Genomic DNA, 24,306 nt, shown 5'->3' on the forward strand with positions numbered 1-24,306 from the left:
CGTTTTTTAATAAAATTAAATACCAAAATGCTTTATCCCCTAAACTTCAAATAAATTTAGTGTGCCGCTAAATAAAAATATCCTTGAAATAGTAGTAAGTACTTCTTATAATTTATATATTACGGTCAAATGTCTGTTTGAATTGCTTTGGCATTTTTTTTAATTTAAGATAAAACAAATCATAACACTATGTTTTCGAATCTATTTTTCTTGTTTCAAACACCACCAACAGATACAACTGGTTTAGAACCAACTGTACAAGCATTTTCTTTAATTGGAGTAGTTGCCAAAGGTGGTGCTATTGGTATCACTATCGCTATTATTCTTTTGTTCTTATCTGTTATAGCTATCTACATTTTAATTGAGCGTTATTTGACCATCAAGCGCGCTGGAGAAGTAGATGATAATTTCATGAAGGAGATTGGAAGTTTTGTACAAAATGGTGACATTCAGTCGGCAATCAACAAATGCAATGTAACAGACACACCTGTTGCCAGATTAGTTTCTAAAGGGTTACAACGCATTGGAAAACCATTAGAAGATATCAATACAGCTGTACAAAATGTTGGTAATTTGGAAATTTACAAACTAGAAAAGCGATTGTCTTTATTAGCAACCATCTCAGGAGCTGCTCCTATGATTGGGTTCTTGGGTACGGTGACTGGTATGATCTTGTCTTTTATGAATATGGCTGGTGGTGATGTTAGTACGGAATCGTTGGCTGGTGGTATTTACCAAGCCTTGGTAACAACAGCATTTGGTTTGGTGGTAGGTATTATTGCCTTTATTGGTTATAATACATTGATTGCTCAAATGGATCGAGTTGTATTTAAAATGGAAGCGGCTACCGTAGAATTCCTAGACTTATTACAAGAGCCTGCTAGACACTAACATAAATTATATTTTAGTTCTTAAGCACACTGCAAAGTGAATGTTCAATAATTTTCAAGCAAATCTTTGTTTCAAACTGCTAAAAAGTATTGAATTTAAGGCTTTCTAAGCTGAAAAATTTATTTTATAGTGTGCTGAGAGTTTATTTCCTATTAGAACTAAAATTTTTCTCTTCACTATTTTTAGAATAGTTCGTTGCTTATTTTCGGTAACTTTTCTCTTAAAAAGAGTAATGATTTGCCATTTAAGTTAGATTTAAATTTTTGGAGGTATATCCAAATCGAACTATTTATTTTATTAAAGCACCTTTAATATGGGATTAAAAAAGAGAAATAAATTCAATGCAGAATTTAATATGTCGTCTTTGACGGATATTATCTTTTTGTTATTGATTTTCTTTATGTTAACTTCAAGCTTGACCAGTCCTAATAGTCAGAACTTGGACCGACCAAAATCTAGTAGTAAAACGCCTTCTCCTCAAAACGTTGCGCTTTCGATTACACCAGAAGGCAAATTTTTTGTAGATGCAGATGAGGTTCCTGAGTCTCAACTAGAACAAAAATTGCTTGAAGCAATTAATAAAGAAAGAAGAAAAAATCGAGAAAAAAATATCCAAACTGAAGTAACGGTTGTTTTAAATGTAGAAATGACTGAAACAACAGGAACTATCGTTGAATATATGAAGCTTAGCAACAAACTAGGTGTGCGCCTTATTTTGGCAACAGAACCAGGAGATGAATAATTAAACGCACTCTATTATACTTTGAGTTGATCGGTTGCTGCTGCACCCCTCAAAGTATTAAAACGTTATAAGTTTGCTAAAAAACATCAAACAATGGGATTAAAAAAAAGAACAAAAGTATCTGCAGAGTTTAATATGTCGTCTTTGACGGATATTATCTTTTTGCTGTTAATCTTTTTTATGTTAACATCTAGTTTGGTAAGTCCAACCGCAATTAATTTAAAATTGCCTAACTCTAGTACCGATGCTAAACGCGATACTAAAAAAGTAGAAGGACCAATCAAATTAGACATTAATAAACGTAAAGAATACACAATTAATGGTAAACGCTTGGCAGAAAAAGCCGTCCGAGGAAAATTAACGTCTATCGTAAACAATGATCGAAGACAACCAGAGGACATTACAATCATTTTATCTATTGATGAAAATGTAGATGCTCAAACATTGGTAACTAATGTAGATTTAATCAACGATTTAGGTATTAAAATGATTTTGGCAACAAAACTTTCTAAATAAGCGTTTAATATAACTGTAGCAAGTATTGCTACACAAAATCATAAATGCTTAAAAAGCATGGCATTTAGACGAAATTTTAATAAAGCTGATGATGCTCAAATTCGCCGAAAGATAATTGTATTAATTGGAACAATTGTGACTGTTGTTATATTAGCTCAATTGGCATGGGAGCTCAGCCATTCAGATACACCTCATTTGATTGAAGTCGAGATGTTGGATAGAAATCAGTTTATTATACAAGGCGATACAACTAATTACGAGGAATTTGCATCTAAACTAAAAAAGGAAGTTATACAATCTAAAAAAGAGCATTTGAACAATCAAATTCAATTGAAACTACCTTCTACTAGCAAACAATCTAAAGAAGTTGCAGACATTATTATGATTGTTAATGGAATGAATTTGGATTGGGAAATAAAATATTAATACTATGATTACCAACAACTATACGAGTCTAGAAGACTTCGAAAAACCAGAAGACAAACGAAAAGGACGTATTGGCGCAGGCATTTTCTTAGTTACAGTACTAGTTCTATTATTTGTTCCTTGGTTCAAAACTATTTACCCAATTCCTGAGGCAGAGGGCTTGATGGCGTCCTTTGGGGATGTGGAACTCGCAGGTGGCAGTGAAGATTTTGTCAAACCTGCTGAACCTACTCCTCCTCAACCAGATCCTGTCGAAACAAAACCTGTTGTAGAAAAGGTAGATGAAGTTGAAACGGTTAAGAATGACGAAGAACCTATCGTCAACGAAAAACCAGAGCCTACTCCAACACCACCTACTCCAGAACCTGAACCTGAACCAACTCCGACACCACCTAAACCAGATCCTGGTTCTTTATTCCCTGGATCAAGTAAATCCAATGGAAAAGGAACAGCTAAAGGTGATGGTACCCAAGGTCGCCCAGATGGAAAAGGAGATTTAGGAGGTACAGGAAATGGTGATAAAGGGAAAGGAAAAGGAAAAATTGGTAGTCGCCGCAATATTCGTAAATGCGAAGATTACAAAGCGGGCAATGCTTCTTGGCAAGAAAAAGGAACGGCTGTTGTCACAATTTGTGTGGATGCCAGAGGCAAAGTGGTTAGCGCTGAATTTAATCGCCGAAAATCAACCATTACAAGCCAAGCTTTGATTGATTTGGTGGTTGGCTGTGCCAAAGAATATCGCTATGAAAAAGCCCCCGGTCAACCAGAGGCTTGTGGAGATATTACCATCCAATTAGGCGTCCACTAGGATTGTACTAATTCATAAAAAATATTTTACCTGAGCATCAATTCATTTCTGAATTGGTGCTTTTTTTGTAATCTTATTCGTTACTTTAGGGAGCCTTAAACAATAAATTTTATTAAATTACAAACTATTTTTTTGTTAAAGTGTTTGAATTGTTGCTATGGTTTTAAAAAGGTTAAAAGGTGCTGACATATTATTCTATTTGGTCATTACTTATGTGATGGTTGCTGGGAGTTGGTGGTCTTATCTTTTGTATATCAAAAACTCGGATGCACTTAATGCTAAAAAAGAAGTTTTGTGGTTGCAAATGAAAGAACAAGGCATCACTGACCGGCAGGTTTATCTGGAATCCGCAGAGTATACCCGTTTAATAGAGCAATATGGTCGGCAAAAATGGATGATTTTTGGCGAATCTTCTGTTTTGCTTATCCTAATTGTACTTGGTATTTGGCGAATAGCCAAAAGCCGCCAAAAAGAATTGGCTTTAGCTGAACAACAACGAAATTTTTTATTATCAATTACCCATGAATTAAAGTCCCCCATTGCTGTTATAAAATTAACCCTAGATACGTTTAACAAAAGGACACTCACCGCCGAACAAAGCAAGATGCTCACTACCAATGCTCTTGCAGACACCGACCGGCTCAATAAATTGGTAGAAGATTTGCTCTTGGCTGCGCGCGTAGATGGAGGATATCAGTATACTTTTGAATCTCTTGACTTGGGGCTCTTGCTCCAAAAGTGTATAAAAATAGCTGCTCCTAAATATAGCGGAACCATTGAATTTAATAATAATGTTGGAGATGCAACCCTCAACAGAGGTGATCAAACTACTTTATCTTCTGTTTTTTTAAATATTATAGAAAATGCTATAAAGTATGCCCCCAATACTTCAAAAATTATTATTAGCTTGATGCAAAATAAGGAAAATACTTATTGTGTCGAAATTTCCGATTTTGGTCCAGGAATTTCTAAACTGGAACGTGAAAATATTTTTGAAAAATTTTATCGAATTGGCAATGAAGATACGAGAAAAACAAAGGGTACTGGATTAGGATTGTACATTGTTAAGCAAATAGTAAAAGCACACAAAGGCAATGTTAGTATCAAAAGTAATCAACCTACTGGTAGTATTTTTACCATTTCTTTGCCTAAAGCATGATAAAATAAAACGGTAGCAACTTGCAAATCAATTATTGTTACCTTTAATAATTAAGTAATCTTGTAAAATCTAATGCCAACAAAATGAACATTTAAAGGTTTATTAAGGTTAGAGAATTACATGATTAAAAACTCCTAACGAATTACAAGTTAAATAGTATGGCAGTACGAATTTTTTTAGTCGAAGATGAAATTAGCATCCGAGATGCACTCAAATTAAATTTAGAATTAGAAGGCTACGAAGTTGTCACCACTGGTGATGGAAAACAAGTCTTAAAAATGTTCAAAGAACAACACTTTGATATTGTATTGTTAGATATCATGTTGCCTGAAGTTAGCGGTTTGGAACTTTGTGAGCAAATCAGGTTGGTTAATATGGATATTCCAATTATCTTTTTAACCGCAAAAGATACAACCGCAGACAAGGTTACAGGACTCAAAAAAGGCGCTGACGATTATATTGTCAAACCTTTTAACTTAGAAGAATTGTTGCTTAGAATTCAAATTTTGCTCAAACGCAGCCAAGGCAAAACGAGCACTTCTTTGGATAGCTTTGAATTTGGAGATAACAAAGCTAATTTTAAAACATTTGAAGCAACAGGCAAACAAGGTGATTTTAAATTGACAAAAAAAGAGGCCATGCTTCTAAAACTGCTGATTGAACGCCGTGGTGAAGTCGTGTCTAGACAACAAATTTTACAAAGTGTTTGGGGCTATGATGTCTATCCTTCTACTAGAACAATTGATAATTTTATCTTATCTTTCCGCAAATATTTCGAAGAGGATCCCAAATCTCCTAAGTTTTTCCACTCTGTCCGTGGCGTTGGATATAAATTCGTTACAGAAGAGGGATAAAAATTGTATCAATTATATTTATGAAAATCTGGAAACAATCGTTTACCTTAGAAGGCTTGGACAATATGTCCGCTAATACTCTATCCGAAACCTTTGATATCAAATTTGTAGAGTTTGGTGATAATTATTTGATAGCAGAAATGCCTGTCACAAATAAAAATGTACAACCTATGCGCATTTTACACGGTGGAGCCTCTGTTGCACTAGCAGAAACTGTTGGAAGTATTGCCTCTGTCCTTTGTTTGGACGACCCTACAACAAATCATCCCGTAGGGTTAGACATCAACGCCAATCATTTGCGCTCTGTTCCCGAAGGAGGGAAAGTCCAAGCAAAAGTTACTCCAATTCATTTGGGTAAAAAAACACATGTATGGCACATTGATATTACAAATGAAGCAGGTAAAATGGTTTGTGTCAGTCGATTAACAATGATGATTCGAAAAGCTCGAATCTAGTTCATTCCTAATCATAATAATTACTATATAGCCCTCTAATTGTTAATAGAGGGCTTTCGTTTTTTCATAGTTACTTTCTGCTTATCGAACGATCAACTTTTCTTCATAAAATACTCCTTGATTGTTGGTTGCTATAATAGAATACAAACCTGTTGCTAAACTTTGTACATCTACTGTTAAATTTCCCTTTCCTATCGTCGTTTCTTCCTTAACAACCTTGCCTTGCGTATCCACAATTTTCCATTTCAGCGTTTCTCTGTTGCTTGGAAAATCGAAAGTTATTTGAATAGTGTTACTAGCTGGATTGGGATACACATTGAAGGTATTCTTGGAACTGGTTTTAATTGCATCCGTCCCTACCGTTGTATTGACTTGAATTGTAAATCCCTTAACCTCTACCCCAGGAACTGGCATTGCATGGTCGTTGACTTCCACCCAAAAGGTATGTACCCCTGTATCTTGAACCGTTGGTGTCCAACAAAATGTTCCTATAGGATTGTTGGTTGTATCAATCGTAAATGTTGCTCCTGCTATAGCGTTGTTCCATGTCATGGTCAACTGTTGGCTTGTATCCAAATCTTCTCCATGTATATCAAAACAAAGTGTTTGACCAACTAGTATCGTGGTATCAAAATTATTCGTACTGTCTATTCCTGTTATAATAGGAATGTTATTAGTAGAGCAATTTAAACTAACAATCGCTATTTCTCGTATTGTAGAACCAATGACAAGCCCATTTCGTACCTCTTCAACCAAAACACAAAACATACTTGCCTGTTGTATTGATGCGGTATAATTAATTTGCCCTGTTTGCGTATCAATAGAAACAGGATTAGTCGCCCCCAAAGGAGCTGTTCCGCTATAGCCTGAGTTATAATTAACCGTTTGATTAGAATCTTGAAGACAAGGAATCAGAGAAAATCTCAAACTATCACCATCAGGATCTACAGCACCTTGATTGTAGGTTGATGACCAATTAGCACAAGCCCCAATAATAGGAGGATTCATAAAAAAAGGAGATGTATTGCATGGAATAGAAAAATTTTTTATTTCCGTTTCTAAATAAAATAGCGTAGTATCTGGATCATTTATAGATGTTAAACTATCGCTGCGACAGCAGCTTTGCCAACTAAGATTAATCATGGAGCAAGTAGCAGGAATAACAAGCGTATCTATATATGAATAGTGCTCTACTCCTCTAGTTCCTGTTCCTCCATTACAAGAACTTCCACTAGCACCCCCAAATATAGAACTAGTTACATCCACAGGTGAGCCTGCTGCTTTGGGCATCAAAAGTACTCCTGCATTCAATCCTTGGCAAGCACCCGACCAGTTTAAAGATATAGAATCGGGTAGATCAGCACCCGAACAATCGGCATACACATTTAAGGAAACTTGATAGGTATTTACTCCTATACATTCGTAAGATATTTCTCCTCCTAATAGGCTTGCTGTTTGTCCATTAACAAGATTTATTCCCCATAAATAGCTTACAATTAATGCCCAAAGAAGGTTAAAATTCTTTTTCATTAGATAAAGTGTTTTAATGGTTATGTGATGTTTTTTATAATTGCTAAAGATACCTCATAAGGTATTTTTTTTAAATTACAATTATAACGATGTAGCACTAGGTATGGCTGCTTACTAAGCTATATATTACGATTAAGGCATTCAATTTGTTTTTCAATCAAACTAACATTAGTTTTTTTTGGATTTTTAATAAAAGAATTGTTTTTTAAAACATTACTCCATTGAAACCTCGTAGTAGCAGCGAAGCAAAGCAACGGAGTATTATTAAAACATAGACGTTGAATGCCCCTCTCTTAAAAATCTCAAATTTAACGCTATTCATTCACTTTTAATTTAGTTGAAACATGTCTCAAAAATACTTGGGTTTTCCATTATCAAAAGAATTAGAAAATCGTGTTCAAGACGTTTTATTGGATCTAAAAAATAACCATGACCGTCGCCAATTTGCCCTAAAGCTATTCCAAGTAATTAGTGATTTGTCTGACGAAGGATTAGATTATTACTTTATTCAATCTTTAAAAAAAGCAGGCTTAAGTAAAATCAAAATGATTGCTGTTGAAAATGCCATCAAAGTTGGTAAAAAAGCAATTTTGGGTGTTGGCAAAAGTATTATAAAAGCTATGAATGACGAACAACTGCTCGTTATCGGAAGTGTCTTGGAGGACTCTTTAACCATTCGCTCAGAAGAAGCATAAAATCTATTGATTAGTGAGCTAAGCGACTATTCACAATAAATATCAACCAACTCAAGTTATAGTTTTATGGATGGTTTCGTCCAGTCATGCTTTTACTTGCTATGTATTTTGTACTAAGATTTTGATTATCAACTGCATAACACTCATGCAATCAACTAATCCATAATCATGATTTTTTTTTATAGCTTAATAATTCTTGCCTTTTGTTCTGTTTCCAGCTGGGCACAAACAGCCACATCTAAATTAGAAGTAGGGCGTCTTTCTGAACCTTTGTTAGAAGCATTGATTCTTGAAAAAGTCAATACACATCGTCAGGAGAAAAGTCTAGGAGAATTACAAAATGAAGCAACACTTGCCAAAGCAGCTGCTAATCACTCTTCTTATCAAGGAAGCATCAAAGAATTAACACACGAACAGCGGAATGCTAGTCTGAAAACTCCCGCTTTGAGGGTTGCTAAATTTGGTGGCAACTTTAATTTAGTTGGTGAAAATGTTGCTTTGGTTCCTTTGGGTGTAGAAAGCACCTATGCCAGTATAGCAGAAGATTTTTTTCAAGCTTGGAAAAACTCACCACCGCATTATAAGAATATGATTAGCCCAGATTATAAGAACTCTGGCATTCGTTTTCGGTTTGGGAAAGATTCCAAAACTAAAACACCAATCATTTATGCAACTCATGTATTTGCTGGATTAAAAGCTCGCTTCTTTTCTGATGTCATTACTCCTAGTGATAATTATGGTGTATTGCCCTATAACGAGACGTGTAATTATTACAAAAAAACCAATGCCATCGCCGAAGTCTTAGCAAATTTTGTTGTTGTCAAAAAAGACTCTGTCTATTTGCATTATCATAATTTAAAGCACATTCAACAATATTTTTTGACCAATGAAAACGATGGTTTTACAATCGACATTGTTGAACGCAAGCAATTTCCTTGCGACGCGAGTAACTTGATCAGTTCTACAGGGGCTTATCAAGGAGTTCCAATGCCTCCTAAATTTAGAGATGAGTTGTTGCTTAACAATCCTATGCAAGCACAGAACAAATTCTTAGCTTTTCTTGGCGTTCTTCCCGAAGGTTTGGTAGATAATTATCAATTAAATGTTGTTAGCATTCGAGAAAATTGTGCTTGTACCAATTCTAGCTATTTAGAAGTTCCTGTTAATGATATTCCCTTGGTCAAAATTCTTCCCGTTTGGCACACGACATTCAAGGTAAACAAATTGGACTACGAAGAACAAATCACAGAGGTTCAATTTGGTCAAGGAAAATCAGATTTAAATCATTCAGAAATAGCTCAAATAAAACAATTGATACAAAACTATCAAAAGAACATCCAACGCATACACATTTTTGCAACAAGTTCAGTTGAAGGCAATAGTGATAAAAACGAACAGTTGGGAATAGATAGAGCCATGCACATACAACAAATTTTTGAACAAGCAGGCTATCCTTCTGACATCATCAATTATCACACTTTAGAACGTTGGGATCTATTCCGTCAGCAAGTCAAAGGAACGCCTTTTGCCTTTCTTTTGGAAATGACCAATGCTCAAATTCAACAACGCCTTAATACAGATCAAGAGCTATTTAACAAAGTTGAATATCTATTGGCACAACAACGAAAAACTCAAATTACGCTAAAAATTGCTACCGAAGAAAAATTCGCAACAATCCCCTACAATGAACAAGAGTTATTAATAGACTTTGAACGCCTTTTGGAGAATAAGGAGTTAGAAGCAGCTTTGGAAATTCAGTCTCAAATGGTCTATGCTTTTGTCAATGATAAGCTAAAAAAATCAACGCTGTTGGCGACTAAAATTCCATTAGAAAAAGAGTATATTCCTATGCTCAGTAATCAAATTGCGGTAGAGTTATTCTTTGGGGATTATATTCCTCATTCTGTTTTGGTTCCCAATTGGGGCGATCCATTTTTTAGTGTTGATCAAGCTTTTTTGGACAAATTAGTTCAACTTGTTCAATTATCTGAAACAGATTTACCACTCCAATACAATTTAAGCGCTTTTGCTATCAAATACATGCGATACACACGAGCAAGTATTATGGATGCCGCACAACTTTACGAAAAAATATTGGGATTCTCTGATAGTAATATTTATGGGAAATTCAGTACTTGGAATCAAATAGAAATAGAACGTTTGAAATTAAATTTTCACTTAGCTGCTGCCGATTATTTTTATCAAAAATTTGAGTACGAAAAACGAGATAACTCTCTAAAATACGTTCGTAAACACTACGCTAATCAAGATTTAAAAATAGATGAGGCGCTTTATTTAGCTACTTATTTTAATCAAAATTATCGTTTTACTTGGGCAATTGATTTGCTCAAAAACAGCTTAAAAGAAGCACCGAATCACGAAGATACTTATTTTACCTATGTTCAAACATCGACTTTGTTACAGGATTTTAATCAAGCATTGGATACGTCTTATTTGGAAGACATAGCTAAAGCTCTAGAGATGAATGCTAATCGATGTTGTACTTGGATGAACACCAATTATCAACTAATGCAAAATCCTCAGTTCAAGGCAATTTACTGCCAAAATTGCCTTGAAGAGAAATAGTAATATGAAGAAGATTGAAAGTTTAATTAGGAAGCTGCTCAAAGCAAATCAACATCAAACCACTCGAAACCTTAATACCGTTTTAAGCTTATCGACAGCCACTTTTCTAAAATCTGATAGATAAATTTCTCTATGCACTTTTGATATTCTGGTTAGATTCTGCTCTTTAGCAAATGCTTCCATCAATTGAAAACTTTCTGGCTCATTATCATAACTCCCAATGTGCAACATTTGTACACATTTTCCCTCTTTTATAGTTTCAAATTGGAGGTTAGTTAACTGCTTTTGAGGTTTTTTCTGTTGGGTAAGTGCCAACATTTCTTCAAAGAAGGCTTGGCTAACAAAATCAGGTTGTCGAATCATTAACTTAAACACCAAATCATCCTTATTAATTAATCCAGTAAAGTTCTCTTTAGCAGCTTGATTAATATCCCACACTCCCTCTAAAGGATAAACGGTATAATCCACGTAGTTTTTAGGGCGATTGTCTAATTTTTTCAACGTCATTTTTATAGCATAAGACACGCTATACAAAGCCGCAATGCATTCTGAAAATAGGCCACTATTAGGATTTCCTTCTCCATGGAGTGTAATAAATTGATAAGCTGGCACTTCAATTATTTCAGGCTTATTCTTAGGCAAGTAAACTTTTTTCTCTTTTTTTCTCCATTCGTGTTTCATAAACTTATTTTAGATGTTAATGAATAATATGAAGTCAAAGCTACACCATGCTCATGACAGCCTTATGTCAGCAGCCATACATTTATTCATCGCTCGAAATTGCCTCTCGAAGAATGGATTCGTATACCACTTCTTGCATTCTAGAACGAATGTCTTTGCGAATTAAGGTCATATTTTCACCAGAAGGAAGCGTTCGGTTAGACAAAAATAAATATACAATCTTATTCTCAGGGTCGCCCCAAGCACCAATGCCTGTAAATCCTTGATGTCCAAAAGTTAAATTAGATGCCTGATACGCTACATTAATAGAAGTTCTAGGCTTGTCGCTTTCTTCTTTTCGGTCAAAACCTAATCCTCTCCTAGATTGGTTGCTGTATTTTGCTGTAAATTGTTTTACGGTTGCTTCTTTCAAATAACGCTTGCCACCATACTCTCCTCCATTAATCAACATTTGAAAAATAGCTGCCAAATCCCTTGCATTCGAAAACAATCCTGCATGCCCAGAAACCCCATTAATCATTGCAGCCCCCATGTCATGTACATCGCCTTGGATTCGTTGGTATCTAAAATACTGGTCATCTTCGGTTGGAATAATCAAATCTCGTGGCACTCCCTTTTTTAATGGATTGAACATCATTGTCGTCAATCCCATTGGGCGATAAAAGGTTTCGTTAGCATAGTCATCTATATTTTTACCGCTTACCTTTTTAATCAATTTTGCAAATAAATAAAAGCCCAAATCACTATACTTATAATTCTTTCTTGAGCGCAAATCTTGATTATAAATTCGTTGCCAAATAACAGAATCAACCTTAGATTGAGCGAAATATAGATCTTCTGCTACCCTTATTGAATAGTCCTTACTTGGTTTGTCAGAATAATAACGCCCCATAATAGGCTTCTTGTTGTCATCCAAGGTTTTTACATAAAAAGGAATCCAAGGTTTGAGCCCTGCTTGATGCAATAAGACCTCTTTGATCGTCATCCTAGACTTGTTGGTGCCGCGCAATTCTGGCAAATAGAGACTCATAGGCTGATTGATATCCAGCTTACCTTCGTCCACCAAACGCATGATCGAAATTGTTGTGGCAGCTACCTTTGTAACAGAAGCTAAATCATAAATATTTTCTAGGGTTACTCGTTTCTTCTTTTGATAATCATAATAGCCATAGGTTCTATGGAAAGCAATTTTACCATCTTTTGCTACCAATACCTGACAACCAGGAGCCGCCTTTTCTCGAATCATTTCAGCAGCAATTCTATCAATTTTAGACAAAATAGAAGCATCCAATCCGACCGATTCAGGGCTAGATGCATACATCATTTTTTGTACTTCAGTGTCTTTTCCCATGCCATATTGAAATTTAGTCGAAGCAGAAACAGGCAAGCGACCTCTAAATGGTAGGGCTCCTGCAATCCCTCGCGCTGCTAATTGCTGTGTTAATATTTCATCATTAAAAGCAACCACAGCTCCTTGAGCAGTTGGGAAATTCTTCAAAGCATAAGGCGTTCCAAAGACAACAACTAGAACTTTTGTTTTAGAACTTATTGTTCGAACTGCTTTTTGAATGCCTGAAGCAATTCCAAAATTATTCTTAGCATTTTTGCCAATATTATGAACGGCAACAATAACAATGTCTTTCTTTGCTAACTGTTTGATTCGATTATTAGAAACATTATTTTTAGCAAAGTGGTGGTGTTTGATGCCATATCTTGAAAGTTCTTTGGTAAATGCAGTTTCATTACGGCTTGTTCCCACTGATATACAAGCAATACGCTGTTTTCCTAAAGGAAAGATAGCTGCGTGATCAACCAACGTTAACGCCTGACTGACCATTTCTTGCTTCAAAGCTTTATTCGCTTGAACATTTAAACGATTAACAACATTTTTAGCATTAACAGGCTTGTAACTATGCAATCCTAGTTTGTACTTAGCATGCAAAATCTTACGCACTCGGCTATCAATTTCTTCCCATGTGATGAGTCCTTCTTTGATCGCTGCATAAATTCGCTTTTTCGCATTAGGAATATCTTGCGTCACCAACAAGATATCATTTCCAGCTAATAATGCTTTTAAATCTGTTTCTCCATCTTTATAATGCTTTGTTACCCCCTTCATATTAAGAGCATCCGTAAAAATAAGTCCTTTAAAGCCCAATTTTTCTTTCAACAATCCCGTGACAGCGGGTTTGGAGAGTGTAATGGGCAAATTAGGTGTAGAATCTAAGGCAGGAATATGCAAATGAGCAACCATCACACTTTGTACACCATGTTGCGCTAAATTTTTGAAAGGGTACAGTTCTACACTATCCAACCGTTGCATATTATGTGGTATTACAGGCAAATCTTTATGTGAATCGACATCTGTATCTCCATGCCCAGGGAAATGTTTGGCGCAAGCCATTACTCCATTATCTTGTAAACCTTTGATATACTGAAAAGATTTTGCGGTTACATTTTCTCTATTTTCACCAAAAGAGCGGTCTCCAATAACAGGATTGGCAGGATTGTTATTAACATCTACAACTGGTGCAAAATTAACGTGAATTCCCATTGCCTTGCACTCCGCAGCTACTGCTGCCCCAAAGTCATAAATTAATGCGTTGTTTTGAATAGCCCCCATCAATAGTTGACGAGGAAATTTAACAGAGGCACTAACCCGCATATTGGTTCCCCATTCGGCATCCATAGCCATCATTAGTGGCATTTCTGAACGCTCTTGATATTTATTGGTCAATGCAGCAATGCGATCTTCATGACCTCTAAAAAAAATGATCCCTCCAATCTTATGCTTATCAATCGCCTCCAAGATCTTTTTTTCATCACTCCCCCCCTTAGGAGGATAAGCACCAACCATAAACAACTGCCCCAAGCGAGCCTCTTTATCCATTTTTTGAAGTTGCTTATTAACCCAGGCTTCCTCCTCTTTTCGGCGTTCTTCTGCCAACAAACGAGCAGCTTCTTCGGCTTGTGCAATAGAATCTTGGACAAATTTTTGTCGTTCCAACTCAGCTCGGTTAGGAACATCAGATTGACACATTAAAAAACTAGTCAATATAATTACAATAACGGTGATACCTACTTTTGGCGTCATTCTTTTTTTCTTTATGTTTTTATTCTATCGTTACTTCGTCGCAAAATCGTATTGAATTGATTGTCTGTAACAACATATACCATTCCTTTATAGAACCATTATCTAAATTGTCAAAAAAACAATCATTTTAAATATGGGAGATTTTTTGCAACTACGCTACTCCTTTAATAAAGCGAGCAATCTCAAATAAGATAAGCTTTTGAGTTTAGAATTTCATAGAAAAGAAACGTTTTTTTGGAAATATTAAGTATTAGGTGATTACCTTTTTTTATTTGGCGAATTAAGCTTTAAATGGAGCTTGGCTCCATTTGTTTTAGCAACCACCTGCTATCATTTGTTCAACATGAAAATTCTCTTGATATGCCACTTAAACAAAACTTTTCTTGCTTTATTTTACTCTGCTGTTTTTTTTGCCTTACCTCCAATTCCTACGCTCAACAAAAGCCTAGAAAGGAACGCAAAATTAGGAAAAATCAAAGGTATAAAAAATCTATCTTAGATAATTTGCCAACTTTTTTTGTCGATGATTCTAGGTTTCCTAGTTATTTAAAACAAATCTATAAGCGAGATGCGGCACGAATGTCTATTCGACTACTAAACAATGAATTGCGTGTATCCAAACAAACTGTTCAAATTCCCGAAGAATTGGTTCAAGCGGTTTATAATGCTATGGTTGCCGTTCGTACAAGCGACTACAGTTCTATTGACACAATTACCAATCAATATTATATTCGGACATTTCCAGTGCCTAATGTTGAAAAAATTGTCTTGGTTGCCGAGCACGACGCTCCTTGGTTAGAACCACTAAGGCAACGCCAAGATACGACAGGAAGTGTTGCGATGAATGCTATCATCAAGGAACATCACCTAGTTCTTACCAAGTTAGTTCATTTAGATGAAGAGCGAGTTGCATTAGTATTGCAATCTAGTGAACCTATTAACATTCCTGCTTTAATGATGCGTTTTTTTATTAGTGAAGGAATTGGGTCTATTGAAGAAGTTTTACCTTATGGTGACGGCAACGATATTAGCATCATGCGTACCAAAACAGGCTGGGATTTAGTTTATAGTTTTAAATTTGGTGATTGCAGTTTTCAATGCCAAAAATTCCGAAACTGGTCGTTTTCTGTAGAGGAAGATGGTTCTGTGAATTATAATGGAAGTTCTGGATATACGATTCCGCCATGGAACACAAAAAGTAAGGACGCCAAACGCTATCCTGATGTTTTGGCAAAAAGATAATAACGCTTTCTCAAAAAAAATATCCCTGCTCTATACTTATTAGTAGTTAGCTACGCTGCTACTTCGTGGTCGTTGATTAGCTCCCTGCGGTCGTGAGATCGCTATCGCTTAGTTGTTTACTTTTTTACCAAAAAGATAAAAAAGAACATTTATATTAGCCTGATAATCAAAACTTTAACACAAAACTCAATGAAATCACAACTTACTGATTATCAAACTAATAAAGTTTTTCAACGACCACGTAGTAGCAGCGCAGCTAACTATTGATACTTATTCTACCAATAGAAAATGAGCCAACTCTCAACGATTTGGCTCATTTTTTCATAAACAAAACTATCATATCACGAAGCTAACTTACTAAGTGACAATCTATTTAGTCTTTATTTTCAATTTCTTTCATATTTGCTTTAATAAACTTAGCGTAATTCGCATCAAAGGACTCTGCTGTTTGCTCAAAAGTTTGCTCACTAAAATATTGCGGTTCAACATCTACTGTATTACCACCAATTTCTTTCACTTTTTCAACAACTTCATTAAAATGAGAATCTCTTTGTCTTGCTATATCAGCTGCTCTATAAGCGTCATGTGAAGAGAAAACCGCTTGACGTGCTCTACTTCTATATTTAGTAAGCGGCTCATCGGTCATATCTTTGAGTTTCACAGGCAAGGCAGAACCCTCATTTTTCCAATGCTCTTCATCCAAGTCCCTCCATTTAACATATGCTCCATGACCTTGTGTTGTACCTTTCCCTTCCAACATCTGAAGCGTGTTTAACTGTAATTCACAGTTGTGATTAAACGCCTCTCCATCATAATCACTACCACTCTTGACATTTAGATTTAGTTTTACATCTCCATAAAGCAATGCACTAAGAGGCGTATATATTTGCTTGATGCGAGCAATTGTGTAGCTAAAATTACCAAAATCAGAACCTGCTAGTTCTTCTATTTTGTTCAAAGCAAATAACATCTCTTGGAAGTTTTCAAACGCCAAGGTTCCTCGCACAACATCATTGATTTCATTAACAGCATTTTTTCCAGCCCCTGCATATTTAGTATTCATCTTTTGCTTGATGCGTTCTTTTCCTTTCAACCCTCCCATACTTGTAGCTGCCAAGTTTTTGGTTTCCATAATTGGACGCTTAGTGTGTTGGTGATACATAATATCTCCTTCTTGCGTAGGATCTTGCTCATCAAGCACTTTAGGATGATCTGCTTTGTATTTAACCTTTTTTTGTTGATCAATTTTCTTAGTCGAAGCACGTGTATCTACTTTTAATTGATTAAAAACCTGTGTAAAAGGTCCCAACGCTTTTGCCGCATCAGCCAACAATGCTTCAATTTGTTTATCCTGTTGTTCACTAGACAAATCCTCTTCATCATCTCCTGCATGAATGATATTTTGATTGGGTTGTGATAACATTTGTACAGGTCCAGAAGTAGTTGCTATTTTTAAATCCGTTCTTTCTTCTGTTATCTCTGTTTTTTTTGCCTTATCTCCCATTCTAGTCGCCTGATCCTCTAAGCTAGTTTCTGTATTAGCCAAGGTACCTGTTCCCAATTCCGTATTAGGTTTCACATTTCCTTGTTTCTGTTGAATAACATGCCATAACTCATGTGCTAGATGTTCCTCTTGCCCTGGTCCAATATATATATTATTGCCTTCAGTGTAAGCATACGCACCTATTTGTGCTGGTTTATCAGAATTATAATGCACTTTAACATCATCCAAAGAATACCCCGAAAGACTTTCAATAGATGCTTTCAAATCATCTGGAATTCCTGTTTTATTCGGCTTAGAGGTTTTACCGATACTATCCTGATAATCGGACAATTCTTTATTTTCATTGTTATTATCCACATCAGACTGAAATTGGCGCATGCGAATTGCTTCTGTGCTGTTATCTACAAAATCAGAATTGGTCGTATCAGGTTGTTTCCTAATCGACTCGTTAGATATCGACTGCTTTTCATCACCTGTTGACTTAGTTAGAGAATCTTTCATATTTTTATTTAGTTTGTTTACAACGTTGAGTCTCCTGTAAAGTTTCTAGTATTTAATACATTTTGCAATCATGTCGTTTTGCAAACGACAGATCCACTAAAAACCTATTTAACATTCTATTCTACTAGAGGAGAGAATTTATAAGGTATAGAGCCTAATGCACCAATAAATATACTACAATTAATGCAAATTAACAACAAAAAAAATGGAGTCATTCTTTAATAAAATGACTCCATTTTTTTTACATATAATATGTTTGACTATTTCTTAGTTAAAGCATTTAAAAAGTCCATGATAGAGTAGTACTCCATAACCACCTCACTTCCATCATTTTCTAAGCCATAAACACGCAAATTCTCTCCAGCTTCTAATAAATTAACCGCATATAAAACTTGACTATTCATGTTCCAAGCAATTTGATACAATAAGACGCGTTCATCATTATATTCGGTATCAAAATTTTCTGTTGTTCTACTAAACTCAATTTCATCATAAGTTCCTTCCTCATTTTTTTTATGGACTGTTGTATTTCCACGCCAATCAATCAAAAAGAGCGTATGCAATGTCTGCGAAATACGTTGGAGTTGTTCCTTAGGATCTTGACCTTGCCACTCTTTGTGATCTTCTAAGGAATAAAATTTAAGTCGTTTGCTTTCTCCTTCAAAGGAACGTTTTTCATCAATACTAATACCCAAGTTGATTAATTGCTCTTTTAATTGCTGCTGAAAATTAGCAGCTTGCGAATTTGTATCCTTCATAATTTGAGTGGTTTAAAATATTATAAATATGTTTTTAATATCATAATTAAATGTATTGGTTGGGCAATACATAAACACGAGGGATTCCTCAATGGTGGTAGTGGGGCAAGAAAATTAAAGTAGAATTTTTAATTTTTTGGAAAAATAAATTGTTGAAGGCTAAGTATGATGTTTCAGTTGTTGGATTTATGAAAACATCAAGATGAGAAATGAATTAAATAGAATTGAATCTAAAAATAACTGTTATTCAGTTAAGTAAGATTAAGATAATACAAAAAAATTATTATTTACAAATAATTGATAGCTATTTTTTTTGTTTTTTTAGAATTTATGATTGATTCTGATTTTGAAGCCGTACTTCTTTTGAGTACATTTATGTTTCGGTTCGAAGAACTAAATTAGTAAACGTTTAATTTTTCAATTTGTTCTTTAATTGACCTTCTAATTGATAAAAATATTCTAAAATGAACTTAAATTTAGTCCATAAAAACGCTTTAGTTTGTGGCAGCACACAAGGTATTGGAAAGGCAACAGCTTTAGAATTAGCACAAATGGGTGCTAATATCACTTTGGTAGCCCGTAATGAAGAACGTCTAAAGAAAACACTAGCAGATTTAGACACTTCTAAAGGGCAAACACATCAATATTTATGTGTAGACTTTTCAAAACCTGAGGTATTAGCAGACACCTTGACTGCTTACTTGGCAGACGGAAAAATCATGCACATTCTAATCAACAATACAGGAGGTCCTGCGGGTGGACCTATTGAGAAAGCAGCAATACAGGAATTTAGAGCAGCTTTTGAAATGCATTTGATTTGCAATCATATCTTAGTATCTGCGGTAAAAGATGGGATGAAAAAGGCAGGCTACGGTCGAGTCATCAATGTCATTTCTACCTCTGTCAAACAACCTTTGAATGGACTAGGAGTCTCCAATACTATTCGTGGCGCTGTGGCGAATTGGGCTAAAACAATGGCCAACGAACTCGGTATTCATGGGATTACCGTCAACAATGTTCTTCCTGGTGCAACCAATACTGTTCGCCTTCAATCCATTATCGAAAATAAGGCGCAAAAACAAAATAGTACGGTTGATGTGGTTGCCAATGTGATGAAAGCAACCATTCCTGCGGGGCGTTTCGCAGAGGCTTCCGAAGTTGCAAATGCTATTGCGTTTCTAGCTTCTCCTGCGGCTGCTTACATCAACGGAATTAATGTTCCTGTAGATGGTGGTAGAACAAAATGCTTGTAAGATGGACTGCTTACGGTTATTAATATAATCGTTCATATAGACCACTAGTTTCTGATGCAATTTGCTTCAAAGCTAGTGGTCTTTTTTTATCAATATAGATGATTGCCTATCAAAAAACAGCCTATACGACTTAACGCATGACCATCAATGGACAGGTAATATGCTCTAACAAATGTCTGGTTGTACTTAATCTAAATAAACGCTCAAAAAAGTTTTTAGGAGGACTATACGCCATCAATAAATCAATGCTCTTTTCTTTTAGAAACAACTTCAGCCCTTCCTGAACTGTTTTTCCTTTTAGTTCGTGAAAAAGCACTTCGATATCGGCTGAATTTGCGGTCAACAACTCGTCAACTTCCCCTGGTTCTGCTTTTTTATCAGAATAAACATGTACATAATGCAAATTTGAATTTAACAATTCTGCTAAAGCCAAGGGCATAGAAACTTGATTCATATTTTCTAAGCTCAAATCCGTGGCGTAAGCAATGTCCGTTATTTTGCGATACGTTACTTGTTCTGGTACAATCAAGACGGGACAATGTGAGGTAGCGGCAACTTCTGTTGTCACACTTCCAAATAAACTCTCTATAATATTGTGTTCACCATGTGTTGGCATTACAATTAAGTCAATATCATTTTTTTTGCTAAAAGCGACGATTTCATCTTCTGGCAAACCTACAGATGCATGAGCGTGGATGTCCAATCCCTCTGTTAATTTCTGCTGTCCTGTTTTTTGAAGGTGGGCGAATCGCCCCAATTTTAGATGGGCATTTTCTTTCCGTTCTTCAATCATTTTATAAGCAATTGGGTCTGTTACAGGAACCCCTAAGTCTATACGATACACATGTAGAACATCTACCCTAGCCTTTAATTGGCGTGCAAGATTTAGGCAATACTGGTAACCTAGAACAGACATTGCTGAAAAATCAGTTGGGTAAAGTATTCTTTTTATTGGTTTCATAATTGGTAATTTTTAATTTAGTAGTTCTTCCTTCGTTCTTCAAAATGAATACAACAAGTTATTCTAAATCCACCTCTACACTTCCTACTAGGTAGCTATGAAGTCAAAAATAAGCTTTTTGCAAAAATAGAAATGTGTTTTTAATCATTTTTGTTTATGACCACTATCATAATATAGTCCATATAAATGGTTTATTTTTGTAGCAAATCAACAACTAATCATTGAATTTGTAACCTATTATTATGAAAAATATATTGTCAGCTACCGACTTCTCTTCTACTGCCAACAAAGCGGTTGATTACGCTAGTATGATTGCAAAGGGTCAAAAAACACCTGTGGAACTAAAATTACTAAACGTTTATCACATTAAGGAAGAATTGAAGCCTATTTTATCAGAAGAATACATCGAAAAATTATCTCGGCACGAATTATTTGATTTGGCAATTTACAAACAATCTAAAAATCTGCCAGCACATGTGAGTTTAAAAGGAGTATTAAGAAAAGGACCTGTTGTAGAAACTATTTTGCAGGAGGCTAGAGAAAGCAAGTCTGAATGTATCGTTATTGGTAGAAATGGTCATTCAGGAGTCAAAAATTGGCTGTTGGGGAATAACACGTTGCAACTAATTGAAAAAAGTGAGATTCCTGTTATGGTGATTCCTCGAATAGCCATTGTTCAGCCTCCTAAAAAAATTGCTATTGCCATTGACGATCGGTTTGTTCCATCCAACAAAACCTTGGCTCCTATTTATGAATTAGTCGATCGGTTTAATACAGAATTAGTTCTTTTTCATGTAGAACAAGAAGCCGCTCATTCTAATACACATAAAGAGACAGCCATTCAAATTGCTAGAAAAGGGTATCAAATTAATTTGTATAAAATGGATTCTGAAAACCCCACCGATGCGCTCTTAACAATGGCAGAAGAACATCAAATAGATTTGTTGTGTTTGATCAAACACGACTACACAACGTGGCAACAGTTATTCCACAAAAGTACTTCTTCTAATGTAGCTACTAAGAGTAAATTGCCTTTTATTATCTTAAAAGATCAGTTGTAGAATCTACGTCTATAAAATCAAGTAATTAAAGCGTTAAAAAGTGATTAAAATCATTCTTTGTGATGATGTAAGTTATTGTAAGACACTTAGAATAACCGTATTTTTATAATACAAAATACAAATAGATTTAGTTATTCTAAAAAATATATCAATCATGAAAAAATTCTTTTTAACTTGGATCACCCTCTTGGGTATTGTAGCACTCACTTTTGCTCAAACACAAAAAACCTTGGTCAAAACTCTGCCTGTTGAGTGCCCTACTTACGAAGCTATTTTTGCCTTAAAAGGACAGGTTGACGTTGAAGAATGGGACAATAAAACCATTCGAATTGTCACCACAATTACAACTGCCAATACTCCTGAAAACGTCTTAAAAGCTTTGGTAGCAGCTGGGCGTTACGATTATGAAATGACAATAGATGATATGAATCAAACCATCACCATTGATATGCCTAAAAAAGAGAATGCGATTATGATTAATGGTGTTGATCTTGACGATCAATTAGACTATAAAATTTTCGTTCCGAAAGGAATGAATTATCAAATTGGTTTGGATTTTATGTTGATGTAATTTAGTTCGTCCAATCCCAAGTTTTATTAGCTATGTATTTGATACAATAGTTCGTTGAAACCACGGAGTAGCAGCGCAGCTAAACTTTATTAGTTTGATAATCAGTAAGTTGCACATTTGTTTCACTTCGTACTAAAGCTTTGATTATCAAACTAATATAAATGTGCTTTTTTGTTTTTTTGGTAAAAAGTAAACAACTAAGCGATAGCGATCTCACGACCGCAGGGAGCTAATCAACGAACTACTATGATAATAATACAGCTAGCTATTGAGACAAGCGACTTAATGATTTTTAGAATCCTCGATATAGTGTTTATCTTCCTATAAAAACATGTTTTACTTGTTTAGTAGTCCGCTAAAAACAGCGGACTATTAACTTGTCAAAGCATGTTTTTTTGTCTTTTTGCTCATACTAAGCAACATCATTTTTTAAACTAAGCAACATCATTTTATGATCTATTGAATCCCACTATATTTGGTCTGTAATCAAAAAACAATTACTTCACTATAAAACAGATCAATCATGAAAAAGCTACTATTAACTTGGGTAATTGTACTACTAACCTTTGGTCTAGGATGGGCGCAGACAGAAAACACATTTGTTCAAACGTTTATTCCTGAAGAAGATTGTTATTTTGCCGTTTTTGCTTTAAATGCTAATGCGACAGTAAATACATGGGATGAACCAACCATCAAAATTACTTACACCCTTAAAAACCTTCCCGAAGCTAACAACACAGACAAAGTCTTTCATCAAGTTGAAATGCAGTTTTACGAAGAAGAAAGGGTCATGATTTTTGAACTTCCTAATCAAGACAAAGCAGTACTAAACAATGCCGAAAAAATGGTCGAATTCTTGGAAGTAGAAATCCTTATTCCTAATGGCATTAAATACCATGTTGTTCCAACGGCTTTACATCCACTACTATAAACAAAGCATTAATTAGGGGTTGAGAACTTACTCAAAATAAAAAAGCATTCAATCCTAAATACCATAATTCAAGCCATAAGTTTTCGTTCAATCGTTGCTTATGGCTTTTTTACTTTCTTGTTGCAGGATAATCCTATGCTTGTGTTCAATGATATAATGAACCTTGGAACTTATTAGGGTACTAGATAGTTACATAATTTATGAAACTAACAATTACAGGATATTCGACCGCTTTATTTGCAACATGGTATTTTATTGAAGAGTTGGGTTTACTCTTTGATGCAGGAGATGGGGTATCGGCTCATTTACTACAAAAATCTAGAAAAATTAAACATATTTTCATCAGTCATCCTGATAGAGATCATATTACAGGTCTATTGCAAATCCGTCAGTTAAATGCCCGTGAAGGCGGTTTTCCTTGGGTCTACTATCCAAAAGATGCAGGCTCCTTTCCTGCTATGGACAACTTTATGAGTAAATTTGATCCACATACCCAACACAATATTTGGCATCCTCTAAATGATACACAAGACGTTCCCATAAAAAAAGGAATTTTGGTGCATAGTATAAGAAATGAGCACATTGAAGCTCCTAAAAATAGCATTAAAAGTCTAAGCTTTGATGTTATCGAAGTCAAACAAAAACTAAAAGAACAATTCAAAACATTATCTCCTAAAGAATTGCAAACCCTTCGACTGCAAAAGGGCAATGATTTTATTACAGAAGAAAAAAAACAGTCTATTTTAAGTTATTCAGGTGATACTCCTGTCCAAGATTTCGATCGCTGGAAGCATTCTAAAATTCTCATTCACGAAGCAACATTTTTGGATAATTCTATCAATCCCCCCAAAGGGCAGAAAAAGAACCAACATAGCACCTTAGAAGAAGTCATAGAAATGGTGGCAGCATCTAAAGTAGAACAATTAATTTTAGGGCATTTTTCTTCTCGTTATTCCAAGCAACAAATCCAACAAGCGGTAATGTCCTTCGCTCAAAAATATGCTTTAAACATACCTATATTCTGTGTTTTTCCTGGCGAAGTTGTGAAAGATATTTTAAATACCAATTCTATTGTCTGACAACATCA

The 24,306-nt window shown here is 35.2% G+C and carries 22 protein-coding genes; 16 read left to right on the forward strand and 6 right to left on the reverse strand.

Annotated elements, in window-relative coordinates; genetic code table 11:
- The first annotated feature begins 189 nt into the window (after positions 1–189).
- From QP953_RS17455 to QP953_RS17490, 8 genes are all read left to right on the forward strand, one after another.
- The gene (locus QP953_RS17455; protein WP_052597220.1) at positions 190–891 is read left to right on the forward strand and encodes a MotA/TolQ/ExbB proton channel family protein; all 702 of its coding nucleotides are present in this window, start codon (positions 190–192) and stop codon (positions 889–891) included.
- A gap of 313 nt (positions 892–1,204) precedes the next feature.
- The gene (locus QP953_RS17460; RefSeq protein ID WP_052597222.1) at positions 1,205–1,633 is read left to right on the forward strand and encodes a biopolymer transporter ExbD; all 429 of its coding nucleotides are present in this window, start codon (positions 1,205–1,207) and stop codon (positions 1,631–1,633) included.
- 93 nt (positions 1,634–1,726) lie between these two features.
- On the forward strand, positions 1,727–2,149 hold the full coding sequence (locus tag QP953_RS17465) for a biopolymer transporter ExbD (RefSeq protein WP_052597224.1): 423 nt from the start codon (positions 1,727–1,729) through the stop codon (positions 2,147–2,149).
- 57 nt (positions 2,150–2,206) lie between these two features.
- The gene (locus QP953_RS17470; RefSeq protein ID WP_309552094.1) at positions 2,207–2,575 is read left to right on the forward strand and encodes a hypothetical protein; all 369 of its coding nucleotides are present in this window, start codon (positions 2,207–2,209) and stop codon (positions 2,573–2,575) included.
- 4 nt (positions 2,576–2,579) lie between these two features.
- The gene (locus QP953_RS17475; protein ID WP_052597229.1) at positions 2,580–3,383 is read left to right on the forward strand and encodes a hypothetical protein; all 804 of its coding nucleotides are present in this window, start codon (positions 2,580–2,582) and stop codon (positions 3,381–3,383) included.
- 157 nt (positions 3,384–3,540) lie between these two features.
- Positions 3,541–4,542 (forward strand): HAMP domain-containing sensor histidine kinase, encoded by a 1,002-nt coding sequence (locus tag QP953_RS17480; RefSeq protein WP_309552096.1) that lies wholly within the window; start codon positions 3,541–3,543, stop codon positions 4,540–4,542.
- A gap of 158 nt (positions 4,543–4,700) precedes the next feature.
- Entirely contained in the window at positions 4,701–5,396 is a 696-nt protein-coding gene (locus tag QP953_RS17485) for a response regulator transcription factor (protein WP_052597233.1), read from the forward strand.
- Between the two features lie 20 nt (positions 5,397–5,416).
- Positions 5,417–5,851 carry a hotdog fold thioesterase gene (locus QP953_RS17490; RefSeq protein ID WP_309552097.1) on the forward strand — a complete coding sequence of 145 codons (435 nt, stop codon included), beginning with the start codon at positions 5,417–5,419 and terminating at the stop codon, positions 5,849–5,851.
- An 81-nt stretch (positions 5,852–5,932) separates the two neighbouring features.
- Here QP953_RS17490 and QP953_RS17495 read toward each other — a convergent pair whose 3' ends face one another.
- On the reverse strand, positions 5,933–7,381 hold the full coding sequence (locus QP953_RS17495; protein WP_309552099.1) for a T9SS type A sorting domain-containing protein: 1,449 nt from the start codon (positions 7,379–7,381) through the stop codon (positions 5,933–5,935).
- A 344-nt stretch (positions 7,382–7,725) separates the two neighbouring features.
- Between QP953_RS17495 and QP953_RS17500 the strand changes: the two genes are divergently transcribed.
- Together QP953_RS17500 and QP953_RS17505 are read left to right on the forward strand one after the other, a co-directional pair.
- Entirely contained in the window at positions 7,726–8,076 is a 351-nt protein-coding gene (locus QP953_RS17500; RefSeq protein WP_052597239.1) for a hypothetical protein, read from the forward strand.
- 168 nt (positions 8,077–8,244) lie between these two features.
- A complete protein-coding gene (locus QP953_RS17505; RefSeq protein WP_309552101.1) occupies positions 8,245–10,662 on the forward strand; it encodes a CAP domain-containing protein in 2,418 nt (805 codons plus the stop codon).
- Positions 10,663–10,716: 54 nt separating this feature from the next.
- Here the strand turns inward: QP953_RS17505 and QP953_RS17510 are convergent, their stop codons facing one another.
- Entirely contained in the window at positions 10,717–11,343 is a 627-nt protein-coding gene (locus QP953_RS17510) for a GyrI-like domain-containing protein (protein ID WP_309552103.1), read from the reverse strand.
- Positions 11,344–11,425: 82 nt separating this feature from the next.
- The gene (locus QP953_RS17515; RefSeq protein ID WP_309552105.1) at positions 11,426–14,437 is read right to left on the reverse strand and encodes a glycoside hydrolase family 3 N-terminal domain-containing protein; all 3,012 of its coding nucleotides are present in this window, start codon (positions 14,435–14,437) and stop codon (positions 11,426–11,428) included.
- A 504-nt stretch (positions 14,438–14,941) separates the two neighbouring features.
- Here QP953_RS17515 and QP953_RS17520 point away from each other — a divergent pair.
- Complete coding sequence (locus tag QP953_RS17520) at positions 14,942–15,679, forward strand: hypothetical protein (RefSeq protein WP_309552107.1); 738 nt, start codon at positions 14,942–14,944, stop codon at positions 15,677–15,679.
- 373 nt (positions 15,680–16,052) lie between these two features.
- On the opposite strand, the gene QP953_RS17525 is transcribed toward QP953_RS17520, so the two are convergent.
- Positions 16,053–17,684, reverse strand: coding sequence for a DUF4157 domain-containing protein (locus tag QP953_RS17525; RefSeq protein ID WP_309552110.1), 1,632 nt, complete (start codon positions 17,682–17,684; stop codon positions 16,053–16,055).
- A gap of 260 nt (positions 17,685–17,944) precedes the next feature.
- Positions 17,945–18,442, reverse strand: a complete 498-nt coding sequence (locus QP953_RS17530) for a hypothetical protein (protein ID WP_052597251.1) — start codon at positions 18,440–18,442, stop codon at positions 17,945–17,947.
- 464 nt (positions 18,443–18,906) lie between these two features.
- Between QP953_RS17530 and QP953_RS17535 the strand changes: the two genes are divergently transcribed.
- Entirely contained in the window at positions 18,907–19,695 is a 789-nt protein-coding gene (locus QP953_RS17535; RefSeq protein WP_309552111.1) for an SDR family oxidoreductase, read from the forward strand.
- Between the two features lie 130 nt (positions 19,696–19,825).
- Here the strand turns inward: QP953_RS17535 and QP953_RS17540 are convergent, their stop codons facing one another.
- Positions 19,826–20,656 (reverse strand): universal stress protein, encoded by an 831-nt coding sequence (locus QP953_RS17540; RefSeq protein ID WP_052597256.1) that lies wholly within the window; start codon positions 20,654–20,656, stop codon positions 19,826–19,828.
- Positions 20,657–20,898: 242 nt separating this feature from the next.
- Here QP953_RS17540 and QP953_RS17545 point away from each other — a divergent pair, with 242 nt between their 5' ends.
- The 4 genes from QP953_RS17545 (at position 20,899) to QP953_RS17560 (ending at position 24,298) form a co-directional block, all read left to right on the forward strand.
- Entirely contained in the window at positions 20,899–21,717 is an 819-nt protein-coding gene (locus tag QP953_RS17545; protein WP_052597258.1) for a universal stress protein, read from the forward strand.
- Between the two features lie 154 nt (positions 21,718–21,871).
- Positions 21,872–22,288, forward strand: a complete 417-nt coding sequence (locus tag QP953_RS17550) for a hypothetical protein (protein WP_052597260.1) — start codon at positions 21,872–21,874, stop codon at positions 22,286–22,288.
- Positions 22,289–22,811: 523 nt separating this feature from the next.
- On the forward strand, positions 22,812–23,219 hold the full coding sequence (locus QP953_RS17555; protein WP_052597262.1) for a hypothetical protein: 408 nt from the start codon (positions 22,812–22,814) through the stop codon (positions 23,217–23,219).
- 200 nt (positions 23,220–23,419) lie between these two features.
- Positions 23,420–24,298, forward strand: a complete 879-nt coding sequence (locus QP953_RS17560) for an MBL fold metallo-hydrolase (protein ID WP_309552113.1) — start codon at positions 23,420–23,422, stop codon at positions 24,296–24,298.
- Positions 24,299–24,306: the final 8 nt, after the last annotated feature.

Source organism: Aureispira sp. CCB-E (assembly GCF_031326345.1).
In the GTDB taxonomy this organism is placed as follows: domain Bacteria; phylum Bacteroidota; class Bacteroidia; order Chitinophagales; family Saprospiraceae; genus Aureispira.